Here is a 19,171-nt window from a genome sequence, read left to right as displayed (position 1 = left end):
CTTCACCTCACTCCTTTACCAAGAACTGTTCTTCTGGATCATTTGTGCTATAGACATTTAGAGCAGGTTTAACTTCTTCGTTGATCCCTGATTCATGGTTATACATTTCGTAAACATCTTTAGTCATTTTGCGATTTAAGGCCCGAATATCGACCCCTTGCGGACAAGCACGACTACAAGCTCCACAATCAACACAACGACCAGCTAAGTGCAGAACACGGCCAGCTTGGAAGAGGAGATTTTCGGCACGATCCACTCCACCTGTCAGCCACCTTGGGGAATTGCAATCCACAAAGCATTCCTGACAATAACACAAAGGACAGGCATTACGGCAGGCATAACAGCGAATGCACTTGCTCATTTGTGCTTTGAAATACTCTTGTCGCTCGCTCTCAGATTTGTTCTCCATTGCTGTTACGTCTGCAAAGGCAGCGGCGTCTTGAGGAACTTCAATCAATTCGCCAATCTGGAGATCCGCTATAACTGGATTAGGGTAACGGCAGGTCTGGCAGGTAGCATCTTTTACTTCTGTAAAGAGATACTCTTTATCCCCTTCCATTCCCTTAACGGATACTTTTCCGTCGGTTATACTAGCTTCGAGAATTTCCCCTACTTCGGCCACGATCTTTCTCTGATCGATGACCCCTTGACAGGAAACACCCATGATATACAAGTCATCTCTAAGCAATTGGTTTTCCTGTAACAGGACGACTAAAGCACGACTGTCACATCCTTTAGCGACAATGGCCTTCTTGCCAGGAGTCTTTGCTGCAAAAGCTGCTAAATTATTCTCACACGTTTCATCCCAAATCAAGGAGTCAACCTCTTGAGCGGAATGCACAAAGCAAGGAGTCGCTTTTAACGGTAAGGAACCCTTTTCGTAGCCAATAACAACGTCTACTAATCCTTCAGCCAGTAACTGACGGGCCTTTTCTCGGATTTCGTTTATGATATTATTCATCCGTTGCACCCCCGTCATCTACTTTAAAGACCCCTTTATTAGGTCCAAGTGCACTAACCCGCTCGGTAACCCCTTTTACGACTTCCGCAAATCGGCCGCCTTCTGCAGCTGATACCCAAGAAAAGCTAACTCGATCTTCTTCTAAACCCACATGGGTTAGCAACGATTTAATGAGCGCAAATTTTCTGCGTGCAACGTAGTTGCCACTTATATAATGGCAATCCCCTGGGTGACATCCGGAGACCAATACTCCATCAGCGCCATTAGCCATAGCTTTTAAGATATACAAAGGATTGATTCTGCCGGAACACGGGACCCGAATAGTTCTAATGGTGGGTGGATATTGAATTCTGCCAACACCCGCTAGATCCGCGCCTGCATAACTACACCAGTTACACAAGAAAGCAGCAATTTTTGGCTCGTACTTTTTATTTTCAGCTTCTACCTGAATTTCTCCCATAATCATCTACCTTTCCCAATCATTATTGGCTCACAAACATTTATAGGAAATTCAACATCTCAACAATTTGCTCGTTTGTGCACCCTCTGAGGCTAATGGCTCCGCAGCGGCAACTTGAAGCACAGGCTCCACAGCCTTTACATAGAGCATCGTTAACAACTGCTAGGCGGTTGACCAAATCAACCGTGACTGCTTTGGCCGAACAAACAGCTTCACAAGTCCCACAAGCAGTACATTTACGCTTGTTAACAAAGGCATTTAGACCAGCAGATTCAACCTGCTCTTGAGACAAGGCCACACCCGCGCGTCCTGCAGCAGCTTTAGCTTGCGCAATGACTTCTTCCATGTTCTTGGGACTGTGTGCGATACCTGCCATAAAGACGCCATCAGTACTAAAATCGACTGGGCGCAATTTCATATGAGCCTCTAAGAAGAAACCTTCAGCATTTAAGGGGATTTTGAACCACTTAGAGAGTTGTCTGCCATCGGCAGGTGCTTTAATGGCAGCAGCTAAGCAAACCACATCTGCTTCAATTTCTAAGGGGCGATCTAAGACGTGATCTCGTACCGTTACAACCAGGGTCTGCCCTTCTTTGGTCAAGACTGGCTTTTCATTCTCACTATAACGGACAAAGATGATTCCAATTCGTCTCGCTAGCTCATAGTCCTCTTCAAAGTAACCATAGGTTCTCATATCGCGGTATAAAACGAAGACATTAGCCCCTGGATTTTTGGTTTTGACTTTAAGCGCTAATTTAACCGATTTAGTACAGCAAGTACGGCTACAGTAAGGGTTTTCTTCACAACGCGAGCCAACGCATTGAATAAAGACGAAATTCTGGGCATTATCTATCTTTGAGTCATGGTTATAGATTGCCTCATCCATTTCAATTTGAGTCATTATTCGCTGATCTTGACCGTATAAATATTCCTTAGGCTTGTATTCTTGCCCACCAATGGTCAGGATTGCTACACCATGTGCTATCTGTTCGCCATTTTCTAAAGTGGTTGTAAAGCTACCTAAGAAACCACCAACCTCTTTGATTCCCACACCTACGTGGAGTTTAATGTTGGGATGGTTGCTTACTTGGTCGATAAGCCCAGCAACAAATGCTTTCATATCTTCTCCTCTGAAGCCAGTGGAGAATCTTCGAGCTACACCACCAAGCGCCTTGTCTTTTTCAACCAAATGAACTTCGTAACCTTGATCCGCAATGGATAGGGCACTGGTCATACCCGCTACTCCGCCTCCGATCACCAAGGCAGCATGGTTCATGGCCATGAAGATAGGTTGAACTGGCTGTTGCATGGAAGCGCGGACAATCGCTAACTTTGTCAGATCTTTAGCCTTTTCGGTCGCCTTTTCCGGCTCATGCATATGAACCCAAGAACATTGGTCACGGATATTGGCCATGTCAAATAGGTGAGCATTCAAACCGGCTTCCTTCAACGTCTCTTGGAATAAAGGCTCGTGGGTTCGTGGACTACAGGAAGAGACCACAATTCTATTCAACTTTTGTTCGCTAATCAGAGCTTTGATCGAAGCCTGAGCATCTTGAGAACAAGCATAGATTTTATCCGTTGCATAAGCCACGGTGGGCAGAGTCTTAGCGTACTCAACGACGCTAGGCACATTGACAACGCCACCAATATTGACCCCACAGTGACATATAAAGACACCTGTTCGGATAACATCTCCTGCAACATCCAGTTCGGCTGGATATTCTTTTTCACTGACTAAGGTTCCCCGCTGATCCGCTAATAAAGCGGAAGCCGATCCGGCAGCTGCACTGGCTTGCATAACAGTTTCCGGAATATCTCTGGGCCCGCTAAAGGCTCCCGCCGCAAAAATTCCTGCTTTAGAGGTATTTACCCCAGTGAGCGGTTCAAGCTCAGCAAAGCCAAATTTATTGACTTTAAGATCTAACAGTTTGGCTAATTCTTTAGAACTATCTCCTGGTTCAATCCCCACTGATAGAACGACTAAATCAAATTGGTCAGTGCTGATTTGGCCGTCTTCTGTAGAGTATCTTATGATAGCGTCTCCTGAACCATCTTTGGCTTCGGTCACTTCATAAATACGGGAACGAATGAAATTAACCCCATGTTGATTTTTAGCGCTCTCATAATACTTTTCAAAATCTTTACCAGGAGTTCTCATATCCATGTAGAATATGGTTGTATCAACGGGTATATGGCTGTGCTCTTTCGCGATGACCGCTTCTTTGATTGCGTACATACAGCAAACGCCTGAACAGTAATTCTTATCTATTTTGACGTTTCTAGAACCGACACACTGAATCCAAGCGATCTTCTGAGGTTCTTTTTGGTCAAAAGGCCTTACCAAATGGCCATCAAAGGGCCCTGATGCGCTGAGAAGGCGCTCGAACTCAAGGCTGGTAATAACGCTTTTGATTTGTCCATAACCATAATAATCGAGCGTAGACGCATCAAATACTTTAAAGCCAGGATTTAGAATCATCGAGCCTACTTCAACATCGAATTCTTTGTCTTCCATTTGATGGTCTATTGCCCCAGCTTGACAGGCCTTAACACATTTCAGGCAAATGTCTTTGCCTTTTGCTTTACCACGGGTTTGAAACAAACAATTCTTTTCGTCAATGCCATAAGCATTTGGGAAGGCTTGTGAATATTGTTTAAACGCAGCCTTACGCTTTCCTAAGCCCTGATTAAATTCATCATCGACTTTTACTGGACAAGCTTCAGCACAGGCTCCACAACCCGTACATTTTTCCAGATCAATATAACGTGCCTTTTGCTTAATGGTGACTTTGAAATTTCCTGCTTCTCCTGCGGTTTTGACAACTTGTGAATTGGTGTAGGTTCTTACATTAAGATGACGTCCGCATTCAACTAATTTTGGGGATAAAATACACATCGAGCAATCATTGGTTGGGAAGGTCTTATCCAACATTGGCATAGTTCCGCCAATTGCTGACGATTCTTCTACCAAATGAACTAAGTATCCCGACTCTGCTAAATCCAGTGCAGCTTGAATCCCGGCAATCCCTGCGCCAACAATCAAAACAGAACCTATTTTATTTTGACTCATTACAACCCCTCTTTCTTCCTTACTCCTTATTAAAGATAGTTACAACAATCACAAGGAACAGTTTATTAATTCGCCACATAAAGCATAAATCCTTTCTCTATATGACAAAAATTTTAAAAATTAAGTTATTTACGTAATTAGACTTATCTTTTTTAATCAAAGCAGCTTAAAGCCATGATTTTTTCAGGAATCCCACTCCTAGAAGTGGGATTCTAGGGTTCTTTTTACTCTATTTAACAGATTAATGGGAACGCCTTCCCTAGTATATCTTGGTGAAGCTCGGTAAAAATATCTATTTCTCGTCCTAAGCTAAACGAGTAGAGCGTGCTTTTTACGACCTTGATCTTAGTTAACTGCTCGATAGCCTGAGCATAAAGTGAAAGTTGAAGGGCATATCGTTTTCGCAAGATCTCCTCAGGATCCATCTCGTTATCTGTCTGAAATGAATCCGTCTTGTAGTCGAGAATTTCCGCTTTTTCCTCTTGGCGATCGTCAATATAAATAATCACAACATCGATAACCCCTTGAACTAAAACAGTTGTTTGATCCTCAGCTGGGATCGTCAAGGTAAATGGGACTTCTCGAAGTACTTTTTCTGCCTTAAAGAGCCGTTGTCCAAGCGGAGAGCCCAGAAACTCAACAATCTGACTTGCCGGAATGATGCTCTTTTGCTCGGCACTGAGAATTTCACGTTGCTCGAGTAGATTCAAGAATTCGAGAATATAGTCCAACTGTTCTGTCTGAACTAAAGTTGGCCAGAGATTTCTCAGTTCCTGAAAGGGAATGTGCTGCATTACCGTGTGCAAGGCTGTTCCTCGTTCTGCAGCTGTCATTGATTGTGCGACTTGAAGAAATTTAGGTCGTTGCATAAAATCAGCTTGCTTAGAGAGCGTCGATATCGGGGAAACGTCGTCTTGTGTATGCCAATTATTCTGCCGTTTTAGTTCGCTCACACTTGTTTTGGCAATCTGGCGAACGGATTTATGGTAGGGATATTGCCAGCTTAGCCGCTGGCTGACCTCACCAAACCATTGCTCAACAGTTTTGTCTTCAACTGGACACCCTGATTTGTTTTGGTTTACTAAGTTAATACTTTTTTTTAGGTTCGCTATTTCACGATCGTTATCGTTATCCTTATCATCTTCTTCTCGATATACTTCGTCACTCTCTTCGTGACACCTCTCGCTACTTTCTTCATTAACTGGGGTTAAGCTTTGATGAAGATGAATTTCCCAGCGCGAACCTGCTTCAGGTAGGGAAAACGTCCTTTGAGGGTTTTCTGGGAATTCTGCTGTCCCGAAGAGCGCTTGGGGATGGCGGGCTAGGGCAGGTCCAATCCAATCTAGAAAGCATTTGGCACTCCGAAGTTGACCATCTGGTAAAGGGATTTCGTTCCACTCTGAAGTTCGTTGCCATTTGGCAAGTGTCTTATCGAAGGTATCGATATTACCATAGAGAAAAAGTCGTTCCTTAGCTCGAGTGAGTGCTACATAGAGGATCCTTAATTCTTCAGCCAATGATTCTTGGGCTAGACGTTGTTTGAGAGCGTACTGGATTAAGGAGGGGTAGCGTACATTGTTTTCCACATCGATAATCGGCATGCCCATTCCTAACTTTGAGTGGAGGAGCACCTTCCCCTTGAGGCTTTGCGTGTTAAACGTTCGTCCTAAACCAACGACAAAAACGACTGGGAACTCTAAGCCTTTGCTGGCGTGAACTGTGATTAAACGAACAACATTTTCATTTTCTCCTAAAGCACGGGCATTGCCCATATCTTTGCCTTGTCCTTGAAAGCGATCTAAAAAACGGAGAAAACGGAACAAGCCACGGTACCTTGTGGATTCAAAGCGACTAGCACGGTCATAGAGGACCCTTAGGTTAGCCTGACGCTGAATGCCTGCTGGCAACGTCCCCACATAAGTCAAGTACCCGGTCTCTTCATACAGAGACCAGAGCAGATCCGCTAAGGAAGATCGACGAGATCTGGTTCTCCAGGTTTGTAGGTTGATCCAAAACCTGGTGATTTTATCCTTAAGTGCCGGAGCAGTGCCTAAAATAACTTGAGCCTTCTCTAGTCGTCGCTCCCAAGATTCTTCATAGAGATCTAAGATTTGTCTGAAATCCCTTTCTAGCTCCTGGGTCAGATTTTCATGTACTAGTCCGGCCCATACTCCTAGGGTTAAGGCCTCAAAGAAGTCTCCTTCAGGCAGCATCATCCGGACTTTGCCTAACTCACTTCCATTTAGACCCACGAGCGGAGAACGCAGGACCGCCGCCAAGGGAATATCTAGACGTGGATTGTCGATTGTTTTAAGCAAGGACAACATGATTTCCACTTCGCTGGCTCCGAAGTAACCGCTGGTTGTTTCTGCATAGACGGGAATGTTAGAGCTTTGGAATTCCTCTACATAGATCGGGGCAACCGCTGAATACGAGCGCATCAAGATGACAATATCAGAATAGCGGACGGGACGAAAATGTTTAAGTTCTTTATCAAAGAGTTGAAATTCTGACTCTTGAACCATGTGCTGTATTCGTTCACAGACTAAACGGGCTTCGATCCGTGCCTTATCAAGATCTTCCGGAGATAAGGTTTCTTCCGTCCCTGAAGAGGATTGCGCCTCCTTGTCTAAGGTACTTTCTATAGAAGAAGATTCTCTGTCGGCCGTTCCCTCATCACAAGAAAGGTCGGTTAAGTGTTTCTTTATACTACTAGAGTCAATCAGGTGAACCTCAATGGGTCCTTCTGCTGTGCGCAGTTGATCCTGTCCAGAGACGAATGAGGCACCATATTGTAGAGCTGCTTGATCATCGTAGGAGATTTCTCCTGCGCCCTGCGTCATAATCTGACGGAAGAGGAAATTTACTCCGTCTACCACTTCCAGACGACTTCGAAAGTTCTTGTTTAGATCTATGACAATCTTCGCCTCAGCTGTTTCACTCAGCGAACTAAGGGTCCAATGAGGCAATGTGCTGTATTTGGTAAGAAATAAGCTGGGATCGGCCATGCGAAAGCGATAAATGCTTTGTTTTACGTCTCCGACCATAAAAAGATTGGGAGCCCCCTCTTGCCTCGAGACAAGCTGTAAGATGCGCTCTTGTACCGGGTTAATATCTTGGTATTCATCCACCAATACTTCCGCGAAATACTCCTTTAATCCTTGGGCAATCGGAGAAGCATCCCCCTCTACCTCCAGTAATTGCAGCGCAAAATGTTCTAAATCGGTAAAGTCTAAGATGTTCCGAGCTTCCTTGGCTACCCTATAGACTTGAGAGAATTCTTGGACTAAAGCTCCCAGCGTTTCTACCATCGTACCCATCTCGCGAAGGGCAGGAAGTTGGAGCTTGATAGGAAAGGCAAAGACGTTATCCTTGAGAGAATTGAGTTTCTTCTTAGCCTCATCTCTTAATTTCTTGCATTCTTCTTGTAATGACTTTTGGGTTGCTTCGTCAAAGTCCTCTGGTTCCAGGTCAGAGGTGGGTATTTTCTTAGATTTCGAACGAATTGGCTTTAACTTAGAAAAATTAACGGCGCATTGCAATCGTGTTTCGACCTCGGTCCAATCTCCTTCTTTCAAGACACGATTTAGTAAGCCAACTTGATTTAGATCATCTTGGATTGTCTCTGCATAGGACGCTGGCCCTCCTTGATGGTGGGTGATCTGGAGGGCTCGTTCAAGTAGATTTAAACTTTCACCGACACGATCTAGGAGTCCTTGGCGGACGGATTGTCCCCATTCGCTTTGCATCAAGGATTCAATGGTTTCCCACACATAGGCCTTCTGAAGAGCATTCAGCCATTCAGAAGGGAGTGGTTGACTATAGGCGAAATTATAGAGATGCAAAACATGATCCATCAAAGGTTGGTCATCACGGTCCGAACCAAAGGCATCAACAAGCTTCAGAAAGGCTAGGTCTTCTCGTTCATAGTGGGTTTCAAAGAGGTCTTCAACCATGTCCTGACGCAAAAGTTCAGCTTCTGCTTGATCAGCAACTCGAAAGGCTGGATCTAGTTCAAGTTGGTAAAAATACTTGCGGATCAATTCTAAACAAAAGGAATGTAAGGTTGTAATGCTGGCCCGATTCAGCAGGGTGCGTTGGTTTAAGAGACGCTCAACTGCTCCAATCTCAAGTTCCTGAAACAAAGCCTCATCCAAAGCTTTGCCGATACGCTCTCGCATTTCGTTAGCTGCCGCTTTAGTAAAGGTTACGACAAGAAACCGATCGACATCGACTGGCTCTTCTAGGTCTGTGATTCTATGAATTAAGCGTTTTACGAGGACCGCAGTTTTACCAGAACCAGCTGCAGCAGCTACCAAAAGCTGGCCCCGAAATTGGATGGCGGCTAATTGTTCCGCTGTCCATTTTGGCTCACTCATCTTCGATCCCCTCCTTCCAACCAGTTGAGATCAAGGTTTTTAGAGCTTTTGTGTTCTTTTAATTGAGGGCGGTCATCGGATGAGGATCCAAAACTTTGCACGGACAAAGTGGTTTTCTCGACACGCTTCCAGACCTCCTCTTGCTTTAAGGCAGGTAGGTCTCGATATTGGTTTTCTGGAAGATAAGGATCAAAGTGACACACGGGTTTATAAGAACAGTATTGACAGCCCGTGCTCTTTCCCCTTCGGTATGGAGATAGGGAAATATCTCCATCTAATAGCCTTTCCCCAGTCTGTCGGAACCACTTATGAAGATAATCACTAAGCATCGAAAACTGGTCCTCAGTCAGGACGTTGGCGCCTTTCTTAAAGGTTCCATCTTTTTTTAAGTTTAGCCCTAGTAAATCCGATTGTCCGGTGGCAAAGGAAGAATCCATGGCTTCTAAGACCCTTGGATTAGCTAATAGATACCCACTGACTTTGATGGCTTGGACGCGACGTTGTTCCAATTCTTCAGAACTGATCGGGATCTTCTCTTCCAGCTGGGGTTCTAGGACAGGGAAATACAGAAACCCTGCGGGGACCTTCTGCAGTATAGCGCTATCCAGATTGGCAGTTTTATTAAGCAAGCTATCTGACTGGATTTGCGACTGATTTTCAGCTTGCCCGGACAAAACAAACGCTGAGGTTGTCGTATTAAGTAAGACTTCAGCCCCCTGTAATGCGACATTTAAATAGGCGAGTAATTGGAGATTTAGTCCATAATAAATCGTATCCAGCGCTAAGCTTAGCTCACGGGATTTGTAATCGAGAATTCGCAAATACACTTGTCCATCTAGAAAGGCGGCATCCACACGGTCAATTTGTCCGCATAAAAGCAGAGAATCCTCTTCCGTCAAAGGGATCTCAATTCCTGGCAGTGCTTGATCAGGACCAAAGCCAACTTCCAGCTGAATTGGAATGAAAATCCCTCTGCGAGCATGTTCAGCCAGGACTTTCACAGCGTGATGAACCGTGCGCTTTAATTTATGAGTTAAATAGCGGTAGCGTGCGCTGCTGAGGAGGATTTTATGTTGCAGACTTGGGGCTAGTCCATCCGCAAGTTCATTGACGAGTGCCCAAGATTCTTCCTTAGTCAATTTGCCCCAATCTAAGCCGCGTTCCTGGAGTTGGATCGCGAAATCATGCAGGAGGGTATGAAAAAATTCACCCATATTGGGGCTAGATAGCTGATAAGTAGGTCTTTCTCGAAGTTTGAGCCCATAACGGGCATAATGACCAAACGGACACTTAGCAAATTGTTCTAAACGAGAGATACTGGCCTTGAGACGTTTACCATATAAGCGGCGTGCTAGAGGACGTTGAATTTTTTCTTCCTGGTTTTGGCTGACAAGACTAGCGCGAAAACGTTCCATTTGATTATTGCGAAGAGAGTCCTGGGTCAGCCATTTCTCAGCAGCTTTCCACAGTGGGGATAGTGGCTCCCCTTGACGCAAGGTGCGTAGTTGTTCTGCATACGCTTGAAGGGCAGTATCGGGATGACTAAGGCGTTGAATATCCTCTTGGTTCCCAAAGAAACTTTCGGAAAGGTTTGGAAAAAGCTGCCTCAGTCTTCTCACAACCGGTGAAACTGTGAGACCTTTCCCCTCCTCATCCGTGAGCGGGTAACAAACTACTAGTTTTTCAGTAGCTCGGGTAAGCGCTGAGTAGATAAAAAATTGTTCTTCAAAGGTCTGAGCCTTTCCTTTGGGAGCCAGTGGGATACCAACAAGCTTCAATTGTTCCCTTTCATACTCGTCAAAAACACCGTCTGTTCCTGGCCGAGCAGGCAGTACCCCCTCATTGGCTCCTAAGAGAAAGAGAACCCTAACTTCAGGATTCCGGGAACGATCTAACGACCCCACTAATACTTGGTCTAGTCCAGGTGGTATCAGGCCCAGTTCGATAGCTTCAAGGCCAGAGGCGAGAATTAAAGAATAGTCCTCAAGCTTCAAAGACTCATCCCCTAATCCTGCCACAATTTCATCAAGGACTTGGATAACGGCTTCCCAGATTTGGGCATGGAGTTTGGCCTCGCTAAGATTTCCCTCCTGCTGAGCCTGCAGTGACCATTCCTTTAAGGTTGCTTGAACATTAAGCTTTTCTAAGAAATTATATAGACTTTCTGTCGCGTTCCGTACATTCAAGGTCTCTGGTTGGTTTCCGGGTATAATCCCTAGGATAAATGGATTGATTAGCTCATAGACTGTTTGCCTAGCAGAATTTAGTTCAGCTTGAAATTTCAATTCCTCAGCACGTTGTTCCTCATCTTGCCCCAAGGACCATTGGCGATGGTAACGCCAGGTTACGTTTCTACTCCAACCCTCTCCGTGAATTCCATGTTCCAGTACATAGTTTTCCAGCCGATCGATAGCATCCCTTGGCAGAGGGAAAAAGTCCGTCTTTAAACAACGAAAGAGTGGTTCGTAGCTCCAGTGTCGCTCCACCACTTCTGGAATGGATTGCACCAGTTCAATCAAGGGATGGTGTAGGACAGAGCGTTTATGATCTAAAAAATATGGGACATCATAGGACGTAAACACCTGAGTAATCAGGTCATGGTAGCCCGAAAGATCTCGACTCATGATAGCTATTTCGTTCCAGCGTAACCCTTCATCTCTGACCAAGTCCCGTAGTTTCCGTGCCACCCCTTCCACTTCAGCCCGCCGGTTAACGGCCGATAGGACTTGAATTCCCTCTCCATCTAATCTTGAGACACCCACTTCTGTCTTAGCTTCAGACATTTTTGTGACAGGGTAAACAAAAAAATTCGTTTCTAAATGACTAAGCCAAGGGTGCTTAAAGCGCTTTGTGCTCTCGAGAAACGTTGGAGGGTGTAAAAGTATACCCGTCTCTGCTCCAATACGTTGCAGATCTTGATAAGTATGCCAAGGACCTGTAAAAAATTCCTCCCCGACCTTAAAGATCCCCTCGTCTTGTGGACGTTCCTCTCTGATTAAGATTGGATCAAGAGGAAGTGTAATAATTACTTCCTGGGCAGTACAAACCAGGGTTTTTAAGACTTCTAATTCCTGAGGGGTAAATCCTGTAAACCCGTCAACCCACACTTTAGCCCCTTGAAGAAGGGGTGCATTAGGGAGTTTTTCTGCCAAGATCGATAATTCATCATCTGGGTCGCGGGTTCTTAAGCCTAGAGCTGCTTGGAATTCTTCATAAATAAGGGCTAAATCCTGGAGTTTATCATTTAAAATTCCATCAGTTTTCGTGACCTTTCGTAAAGCACTCGGAGCAATCCGGTAAGTTTTGAATTCCCCAATAGCTTGAGCGAGAAGATCAGCCATACCTGGTCGGGTAGCAGAGCGGGCGAAGGCTTTAAAATGAAGACGATGCTTTAAGAGGATCCTGCGGAGGAGCATCCGTTTACCTATCGTACCGATCAGAATCTTTTGCCCTCCCCCAGTTTCAGAAAAGACACGCCAGCCTAGTCTCCGAAAACTTAAGACTTGAGCGCGTAAACTTCCACCAAGATCAGGAGTATTGGCTAGGGCTATTTCCATCTGATAAGTTGCCTGCTCGGGAACGAGGAGGATGAGTGTTTCCCCCAAGGGTTCCCTGCGTAGTTCGCTACGGATTTCTTCCAAACATAGAGTGCTCTTGCCACTACCAGCCCGCCCGACTACGAAACGGAAACCCAAATCAATCGCTCCTTTCTAAGGACATGTTGTCCCTTTAAGTTAATTTCATGAAGTTAGTGAAGTTAAAAGATTCTTGGCATGGAACTAGTTCTTCATCCATAGGAATATATAAGCGATTGGAGGGTAGATAGTGTTGCAGATTTACGTATTCTCTCGACGCAAATTGCTGATAAGGTTCCTATTGCTCATCATTACGGTAGGATTTCTGGGTATGACTCAACGTTCCTTGACGACCCCCTCACTGGTTCGGACGCCGGGAACCTATTACCTGGCACATACTAAGGAAAAAGTGGTAGCCTTGACCTTTGATGATGGGCCTGATCCGATCGATACTCCCGCTGTTCTAGATATCCTCAAAGCAAAGAATGCTCGGGCCACATTTTTTGTTTTAGGGAAAGCGGCACAGGCCAACCCGTTCTTGCTAAAGCGCTTGATTAATGAGGGCCATGAAATTGGAAACCACAGTTTTAACCATGATTATCAACAGCGCAAGTTAGTTGCGGAATTAAGTCAAACAGACAAAATAATATTCGAGGCTACTGGTACCCACACCTATTTCTATCGTCCCCCAGGAGGGTTTGTCTCTAAAACCCAACTAGAAACGGTCAAAAAAAATGGCCATATTGTGGTGCTCTGGAGTGTGGATAGCAAAGATTGGCGTAACCCTGGCGTTAAACCAATAGTAGATAACGTCATGCGCGACGTTTTTCCAGGTGCCATTATCCTGATGCATGACGGAGGATATCAGAGAAGTCAAACGGTGAAAGCATTAGGTTCAATCATTGACAATCTTCGAGCGCAGGGGTATCGCTTAGCTACTTTGAGTGAACTTAGAACCTTGGATTCAGAAATGAAGTAACTAGGTATTGAATCAATCATTTTTAATAAAGCCACGACCTAAAACTTCTCCTGCATTTTGGATAATGATGAAGGCCTGTGGGTCTATTTCGCGCACAGCTCGTTTTAGACGGCCTATTTCTGGCAGACTGACGACACAGATAATAATATCTTTTGGTTCGCAAGAGTAAGCTCCTCTGCCATGCAAAAACGTTGCACCCCGGCCCAGATCAAGCATAATTCGATCGACTAGTGCCTCAGCATGATCTGAAATGATGGTAATCGATTTCGTCGGAACTCCGCTCTGGATTACATCAAGTACACGGCCATAGACGAATAGCATAACCAAGGTATAAAGTGCCGCTTTTGGACCAAGTACTGCCCAAGAAATTAGGATGATAACTCCATTAATAGCAAGGGCAGATGTACCCATGGGCACACCATACTTCCGTTGAATAATTTTAGAGACGATGTCAGTGCCACCTAGGCTCCCACCAAAGTGAAATACGATAGCTGTGGAAACCCCTAAGATGACCCCTCCATAAAGAGACCCTAGAAAAACATCGTCGAAATCAAGAGGTTGAACACCGATGAACAGATCCAGAAAAAACGAGAAAATGATCAATCCCCATATGGTTTTAAAGACAAATTGTTTATCTACTTCTCGCCAACCTAAGACTAGCAACGGCACATTCAAGATAAAGGTCACGACCCCAATCGGAAGGTTCACGGTATAGTAAAGGAGCAGTGCAATTCCACCAACTCCACCTCCACTTAACCCGGAATAGACAATAAAACCCTGAATCCCGTAAGCAGCGAGGATGGCGCCGACAGCAATCCCGATAAATCCTCCGATATACTTTGTTCGCTTTGAGAGTTTCAAATGAATACCTCCTGCTTTACTCATGGTTAAAGATTACATTTATTTCATTATACAGACATATATCTTAAACGTAAAGTTAAGGGCTGGCCAGAGAAAGGGCCTAGACCATGCTGATATGCAGGTCTAGGCCCTTTCCTGAGGTCACTAAGAATTTCTTTTCTTCCATACTCGGTAAACGCCCCATCCCAAAGCAGCGATGATTAGGAATGGAGACGCATACCCTAATCCGACGACAAGATAATTTAGGGCATTCCAAGTGCTACTCAAGGTTTTCAATACTGCGTCCCCAGCAGCTTTCCAGGTTTCACTCCAGGAGATTGGGTGCCAAGGGTTCTTAACATTGAGATTAGGGCTTTGGACGGTGACGAGCTGAAAGTTTACTGTCGAGTAATCCACTTGATTATTCCAGAGTTTTAATTGGCCTTTAAGGTGTTCGATTTCTTGTCGGACGTTGCCTAGGGCATTCTCCACCTTAAGCACATCCTCGACTGTTTTGGCCTGGTTCAAAATTTCGAGATAACGTTTCTCTTCTGCCTCTCGAACTTGTAAGCGAGACTGAACGTCATAGTATTGGTTGGTAATGTCGTTAGTAAACAGTCGCTGATCGAGCACCTTGCCCCAAGCTGAGAGCGAATCTTGTAATACGTTAAGTTTATCGGCTGGAATCTTAACCGTAAGTTGGGCAGATGAATGATTATCTGACCCGCTTTGTTGAGATGAAACGACATATCCTTGAAGTATTTCAACTTCCTGGCTAATCAGGGTGACCGAGTCATTCAGGATTTTTACTTCGAGGGTTAAGGATAAATCATGAATAATTTTTCGGGTGACCCCGGCATCGGCTGGAGGAACGATATCTTGATCTGGTGGAACAGGAAGAATTGCCAGCTGATTCTGTTTGAGGGATGATGTATCAGCCGTATTTAAAGATGGCGCTTTCTGCTCTGCCCCGTCCATAGCGGCCATATCGCCATATAGAGCTCCGCCCTTGGTCGTGGGTTCTCCCTTTGCTCTAGCAGCACCTGCCAGTTCAGGAGCTGCAATTGAGGATTGTGTAGATTTCTCCGAGCTCATACGGGGAAAAATGTTCCAAGATGAGTTCATAGCACCTTGCCCAATGATGACAAAGAGGGCTAACATAGCAACTGAAACACTGAGTTTCCAAGGAAAAACTCCCATCCAGGCACGCAATTTAACTCGCGTCCGTTGAGCTAAGCCTTCTTTGCTATCCATAGGCAACCTTTCCCCTTCTTCAGCCTTCGCCATTCTTTCAAGGGCCTTTTGTTTCACACTCTGTTTAATCTGCTCATTACTCTCAGGATCTAACTCCATCGTACGGAAAAAGGTTTTCATACGTTCTAAATCACCATCTTCTTCCCAGAGGGCCATGGGTTCTGTTTTATTCAAATGCCATTTCATAGGACCCTCCCTCCTTTGCTTTGGTTCCCTTGATAAATTTTACGGAACCCTTTCTTAGCCCTATATAAAAGGCTATCCACAGCCTGTTGGGTCGTTCCTAAGATTAGGGCAACTTCCCCAGCACTAAAACCCTCTATCAATCGAAGTTGGATGACGTTGACCTGTTGAGGAGAGAGTTTTGCTAAGGTTTCTCCTACACTTAAAAGGGTCGCCCAGGTTTCACTTTGATCACATTCCTGAGATAGGGGCTTAGTTGTTTCCTCCAAAGTTATCATGGGTTTGCGTTTATGGGTCCGGTAATAATCCGCAATCTGATGAGTTGCAATTTTTAGAGCCCATGCTTTTAGAGCAGTCATTTGCTCTATATCAGCTAAACCCCGCCATACCTTTACGATAATATCAGCCGTGACATCTTCAACATCCGACTTGGGTACGCGGATCGACACAAATCGGTAGATCAAGGGAAATAGTAGTTCATAGGTCTCATCAAAGGACGAATTGGCCTCCACCTCGTCGTCAGCCTCCTGCCTTCTCTTTAATATGTTTCAACCAGCTTTGTCTATGCGGCTTGCTTAAGCTATCATATCATATATTTTGGAAGTGTATTATCCGTATAAGGACTTCTTAGTTTCAACACTTACAATATCTATAGACGTACCCGGAACGACTTATCTGACGACAATTGAAAAAATATTATTTTATAATCTGCTTTAAACAAACAAAAGGATGTCACTAGGCCACTCCAAGGCACAGCTGACATCTTTCTATTTGCCTTAACTTGATTCAGCTCGGGACTTCGCTGACGTCAATCTCAGTAAGATAGTCTCCGGAGTCGCCATCTCTAAAGAAATACCTATCTACGTAGGATAGAGTGTCGCCGTAGGCGCTATGCCTACAGAAATACTTACCGGCATAGGATAGACTGTCAACGTAGCCGCTGATTACGAAAGGAACTATATCATTATAAAAGCGCTGAAAACAGACGGGCACTCGATTCTTTGTATCGTTCAATGACTGGACGACCTCGAAACTCCTTAAGAATAACTTCCTTAGACTCTTTTAGGTCATCCAGAAAATTCTGGGTTAAGTGTTCAGTCACAGACTGATCATAGACAAAGGTACAGATCTCAAAGTCTAAGTCAAAACTGCGAAGATCCATATTTGCAGACCCTACAGAAGCAAGCTGATGATCTATGAGCAGGATCTTGGCATGAAGAGTTCCTTTCATGTATCGGAATATTCTTACGCCCGCCTGAAGTAATCCTTCAAAATAAGAATTCATTGCCCAATAGGTCAGTTTGTGTTCGGGGATTCCCTGTATCACGAGTTGCACGTCTAAACCGCTGAGAGCTGCCGTTTTTAGGGCCATGATCAAACTCTCATCTGGGATAAAGTAGGGTGTTTCTATGTAAACGCTCTGCTTAGCCATTGTGATCGCACTAAAAAAACTCTGTAAAATTGTGGCCCAGTTGGAATCTGGTCCACTGGCGAGTATTTGGACGGGCAGCTTCTGAGTAATGTTAGATGGGGGGTAATAACAGGCTCCAGTATATTCTTGACGAGTTACAAAATACCAATCGTTCAGGAAAGTTGATTGGAGGGTATGCACAGCTTCTCCTTCAAGTTTTAGATGCGTGTCCCGCCAAAAACCTAATTTAGAGTCACGAGATAAGTACTCATCTCCAATATTGAGACCTCCCATAAAACCTGTTCTTCCATCCACCACGACAATTTTACGATGGTAACGCAGATTCAATTTGGACGTTAGATATGGAAAGCGAATCGGGAAAAACCATTCTGCCTGAATCCCTGCTTCTCGCATACTTCTTATAAAACTACCTGAAATTGATAAACTTCCCATACCATCAAGCAGGACACGAACTTCCACTCCTTCAGCAACTTTACCAGTTAAGATCTTTAGGACATCTTCGCCAATTTCATCGTCTTTAAAGATATAATAACTAAGATGTATATGATGGGTTGCTCCTTCTAAGGCGTTAAATAACGCTTGAAATTTCTCTCCACCGTTCAAAAGAACTTCAATTTGATTATGCACTGTTAGAGGTCCAAAGCCCATGCTTAAAAGTAGAGTAGCTAATTTTACTTCCGATTCTGTAACTAAGTGGGATGACAAATCGTTAACTTTATTCTCCGTCTGTTGCTGAAGTACTGATCTTTCCAATGGATTAGCGGGGATATGTTTGCGGCGAAATAATTGCGCCTCAGTTTTTCGCCCAAACACTATATAAAGCGCGAACCCTAAGAAGGGAAGAAGACCGAGTAAGAAGAGCCAAGTAATCGTATTTCCAGGGGCTCGATTTTCAAGGAGTATGACTTTTCCAAGAATAATCACCTGAAGAAGATTTATAAACAACAGAAAACACCATATCATAATGTTACCGAACCTCTCCATAACTGCATTTTTTCATAGAGTCTAGTTTTCTCCAAAATTACGCATTGTAATCCAAATCATAAGCGTTCAAGGTACAAAGAAAGTAGGAACCCTTGATTTAACTTGATCAAGGGTTCCTACTTTTATCCTAATGAACTTTTCATCTTATATTGAATCAGTTCACTATATTCCATTGCGATATAACTACAACTTACGAAAGGCTTCTCGTGCCTCCTTGATGGTTAGTGGATTAGCTGACGAGTTAAGTCCCTCTTTATGCTTCAAGATCTCCCAAAGGTGGGCGATTCGAGGCAGACGCAAGTAAGCCTCTCTAATCAGTGCGGGATCCGAAAAAACCTGCTCGGGTGTTCCTTTAATAACGATATGTCCCTCTTGCATAACATACACTTTATCACAGTAGATAGGAACAATATCGACTTCGTGAGTTGAAAGTATGATTGTCAAACCTTTATTGACCTGTAATCCTTTTAAAGTAAGCATCAGGTCAGCCGCAGTTCGAGGATCTAGACCTGCCGTTGGTTCATCTAGAACAATGATTTCAGAGCGCATCGCTAAAACTCCGGCAATTGCCACCCGTTTCTTCTGACCGTAGCTCAGTTGATGAATGCTGTGATTCCGTTGATCCCACATTTTCAATTGCTTTAAGGCCGATTCGACTCGTTCCTGAATTTCGAAGGAGGATAACCCTAGATTTTTCGGGCCGTAGGAAACGTCTTCATAGACACTCGCTGCGAAGAGTTGGTCATGAGGATCTTGAAAAACCATCCCCACATGTGAAAATACCTCAGTTTTAGACCACTGGGATATCTCCTTACCCATCAAAAGAATACGTCCAGAACGAGGTTTCAAAAGCCCGTTGAAGTGCTGAAACAAGGTTGTTTTTCCACAACCATTGGCGCCTAATAGCGCGACACATTCCCCCGCATTTACGGAAAAGTCTACGCCGTGCAAGATTTCCGCCCCATTGGGATAGGCAAAATTCAAATTTTGTGTTTCCAACAATACCACAACGTCACCCTCAAATTCCTTATGGTTTTATCATTTTTAAATA

General features: G+C 44.4%; 11 protein-coding genes. 1 reads left to right on the top strand and 10 read right to left on the bottom strand.

Annotated features, from left to right (window positions below):
* Nucleotides 1–7: 7 nt before the first annotated feature.
* The 5 genes from ACYQ3Q_RS16005 to addB form a co-directional block, all read right to left on the bottom strand.
* Entirely contained in the window at nucleotides 8–961 is a 954-nt protein-coding gene (locus tag ACYQ3Q_RS16005; protein WP_459929533.1) for a 4Fe-4S ferredoxin, read from the bottom strand.
* A complete protein-coding gene (locus tag ACYQ3Q_RS16000; RefSeq protein WP_459929532.1) occupies nucleotides 954–1,421 on the bottom strand; it encodes a hydrogenase iron-sulfur subunit in 468 nt (155 codons plus the stop codon). The genes ACYQ3Q_RS16005 and ACYQ3Q_RS16000 overlap by 8 nt, the downstream gene beginning before the upstream one ends.
* Nucleotides 1,422–1,461: 40 nt before the next feature.
* Nucleotides 1,462–4,494 (bottom strand): FAD-dependent oxidoreductase, encoded by a 3,033-nt coding sequence (locus ACYQ3Q_RS15995; protein WP_459929531.1) that lies wholly within the window; start codon nucleotides 4,492–4,494, stop codon nucleotides 1,462–1,464.
* 233 nt (nucleotides 4,495–4,727) lie between these two features.
* On the bottom strand, nucleotides 4,728–8,873 hold the full coding sequence (locus ACYQ3Q_RS15990; RefSeq protein WP_459929530.1) for a UvrD-helicase domain-containing protein: 4,146 nt from the start codon (nucleotides 8,871–8,873) through the stop codon (nucleotides 4,728–4,730).
* Entirely contained in the window at nucleotides 8,870–12,568 is a 3,699-nt protein-coding gene (gene addB / locus ACYQ3Q_RS15985; protein ID WP_459929529.1) for a helicase-exonuclease AddAB subunit AddB, read from the bottom strand. The genes ACYQ3Q_RS15990 and addB overlap by 4 nt, the downstream gene beginning before the upstream one ends.
* A gap of 133 nt (nucleotides 12,569–12,701) precedes the next feature.
* Here addB and ACYQ3Q_RS15980 point away from each other — a divergent pair, with 133 nt between their 5' ends.
* Nucleotides 12,702–13,427, top strand: coding sequence for a polysaccharide deacetylase family protein (locus ACYQ3Q_RS15980; protein ID WP_459929602.1), 726 nt, complete (start codon nucleotides 12,702–12,704; stop codon nucleotides 13,425–13,427).
* A gap of 12 nt (nucleotides 13,428–13,439) precedes the next feature.
* On the opposite strand, the gene ACYQ3Q_RS15975 is transcribed toward ACYQ3Q_RS15980, so the two are convergent.
* From ACYQ3Q_RS15975 to ACYQ3Q_RS15955, 5 genes are all read right to left on the bottom strand, one after another.
* Nucleotides 13,440–14,288 (bottom strand): YitT family protein, encoded by an 849-nt coding sequence (locus tag ACYQ3Q_RS15975; protein ID WP_459929528.1) that lies wholly within the window; start codon nucleotides 14,286–14,288, stop codon nucleotides 13,440–13,442.
* 144 nt (nucleotides 14,289–14,432) lie between these two features.
* Nucleotides 14,433–15,707 carry a DUF4349 domain-containing protein gene (locus tag ACYQ3Q_RS15970; RefSeq protein ID WP_459929527.1) on the bottom strand — a complete coding sequence of 425 codons (1,275 nt, stop codon included), beginning with the start codon at nucleotides 15,705–15,707 and terminating at the stop codon, nucleotides 14,433–14,435.
* Complete coding sequence (locus ACYQ3Q_RS15965; protein WP_459929526.1) at nucleotides 15,704–16,216, bottom strand: RNA polymerase sigma factor; 513 nt, start codon at nucleotides 16,214–16,216, stop codon at nucleotides 15,704–15,706. The genes ACYQ3Q_RS15970 and ACYQ3Q_RS15965 overlap by 4 nt, the downstream gene beginning before the upstream one ends.
* 452 nt (nucleotides 16,217–16,668) lie before the next feature.
* Nucleotides 16,669–18,081, bottom strand: coding sequence for a cardiolipin synthase (cls, locus tag ACYQ3Q_RS15960; RefSeq protein WP_459929525.1), 1,413 nt, complete (start codon nucleotides 18,079–18,081; stop codon nucleotides 16,669–16,671).
* Nucleotides 18,082–18,303: 222 nt separating this feature from the next.
* Nucleotides 18,304–19,104, bottom strand: a complete 801-nt coding sequence (locus ACYQ3Q_RS15955) for an energy-coupling factor ABC transporter ATP-binding protein (RefSeq protein WP_459929524.1) — start codon at nucleotides 19,102–19,104, stop codon at nucleotides 18,304–18,306.
* Nucleotides 19,105–19,171: the final 67 nt, after the last annotated feature.

Source organism: Desulfosporosinus burensis (assembly GCF_054657535.1).
The sequence above is the reverse complement of the archived record's forward strand: the minus strand, read 5'-3'. Positions and strand labels throughout refer to the sequence as shown.

Excerpts from the sequence above, each read along its gene's own strand:
- ACYQ3Q_RS16005 (WP_459929533.1), bottom strand. The coding sequence starts at position 961 with ATGAATAATATCATAAACGAAATCCGAGAAAAGGCCCGTCAGTTACTG.
- ACYQ3Q_RS16000 (WP_459929532.1), bottom strand. The coding sequence starts at position 1,421 with ATGGGAGAAATTCAGGTAGAAGCTGAAAATAAAAAGTACGAGCCAAAA.
- ACYQ3Q_RS15995 (WP_459929531.1), bottom strand. The coding sequence starts at position 4,494 with ATGAGTCAAAATAAAATAGGTTCTGTTTTGATTGTTGGCGCAGGGATT.
- ACYQ3Q_RS15990 (WP_459929530.1), bottom strand. The coding sequence starts at position 8,873 with ATGAGTGAGCCAAAATGGACAGCGGAACAATTAGCCGCCATCCAATTT.
- ACYQ3Q_RS15970 (WP_459929527.1), bottom strand. The coding sequence starts at position 15,707 with ATGAAATGGCATTTGAATAAAACAGAACCCATGGCCCTCTGGGAAGAA.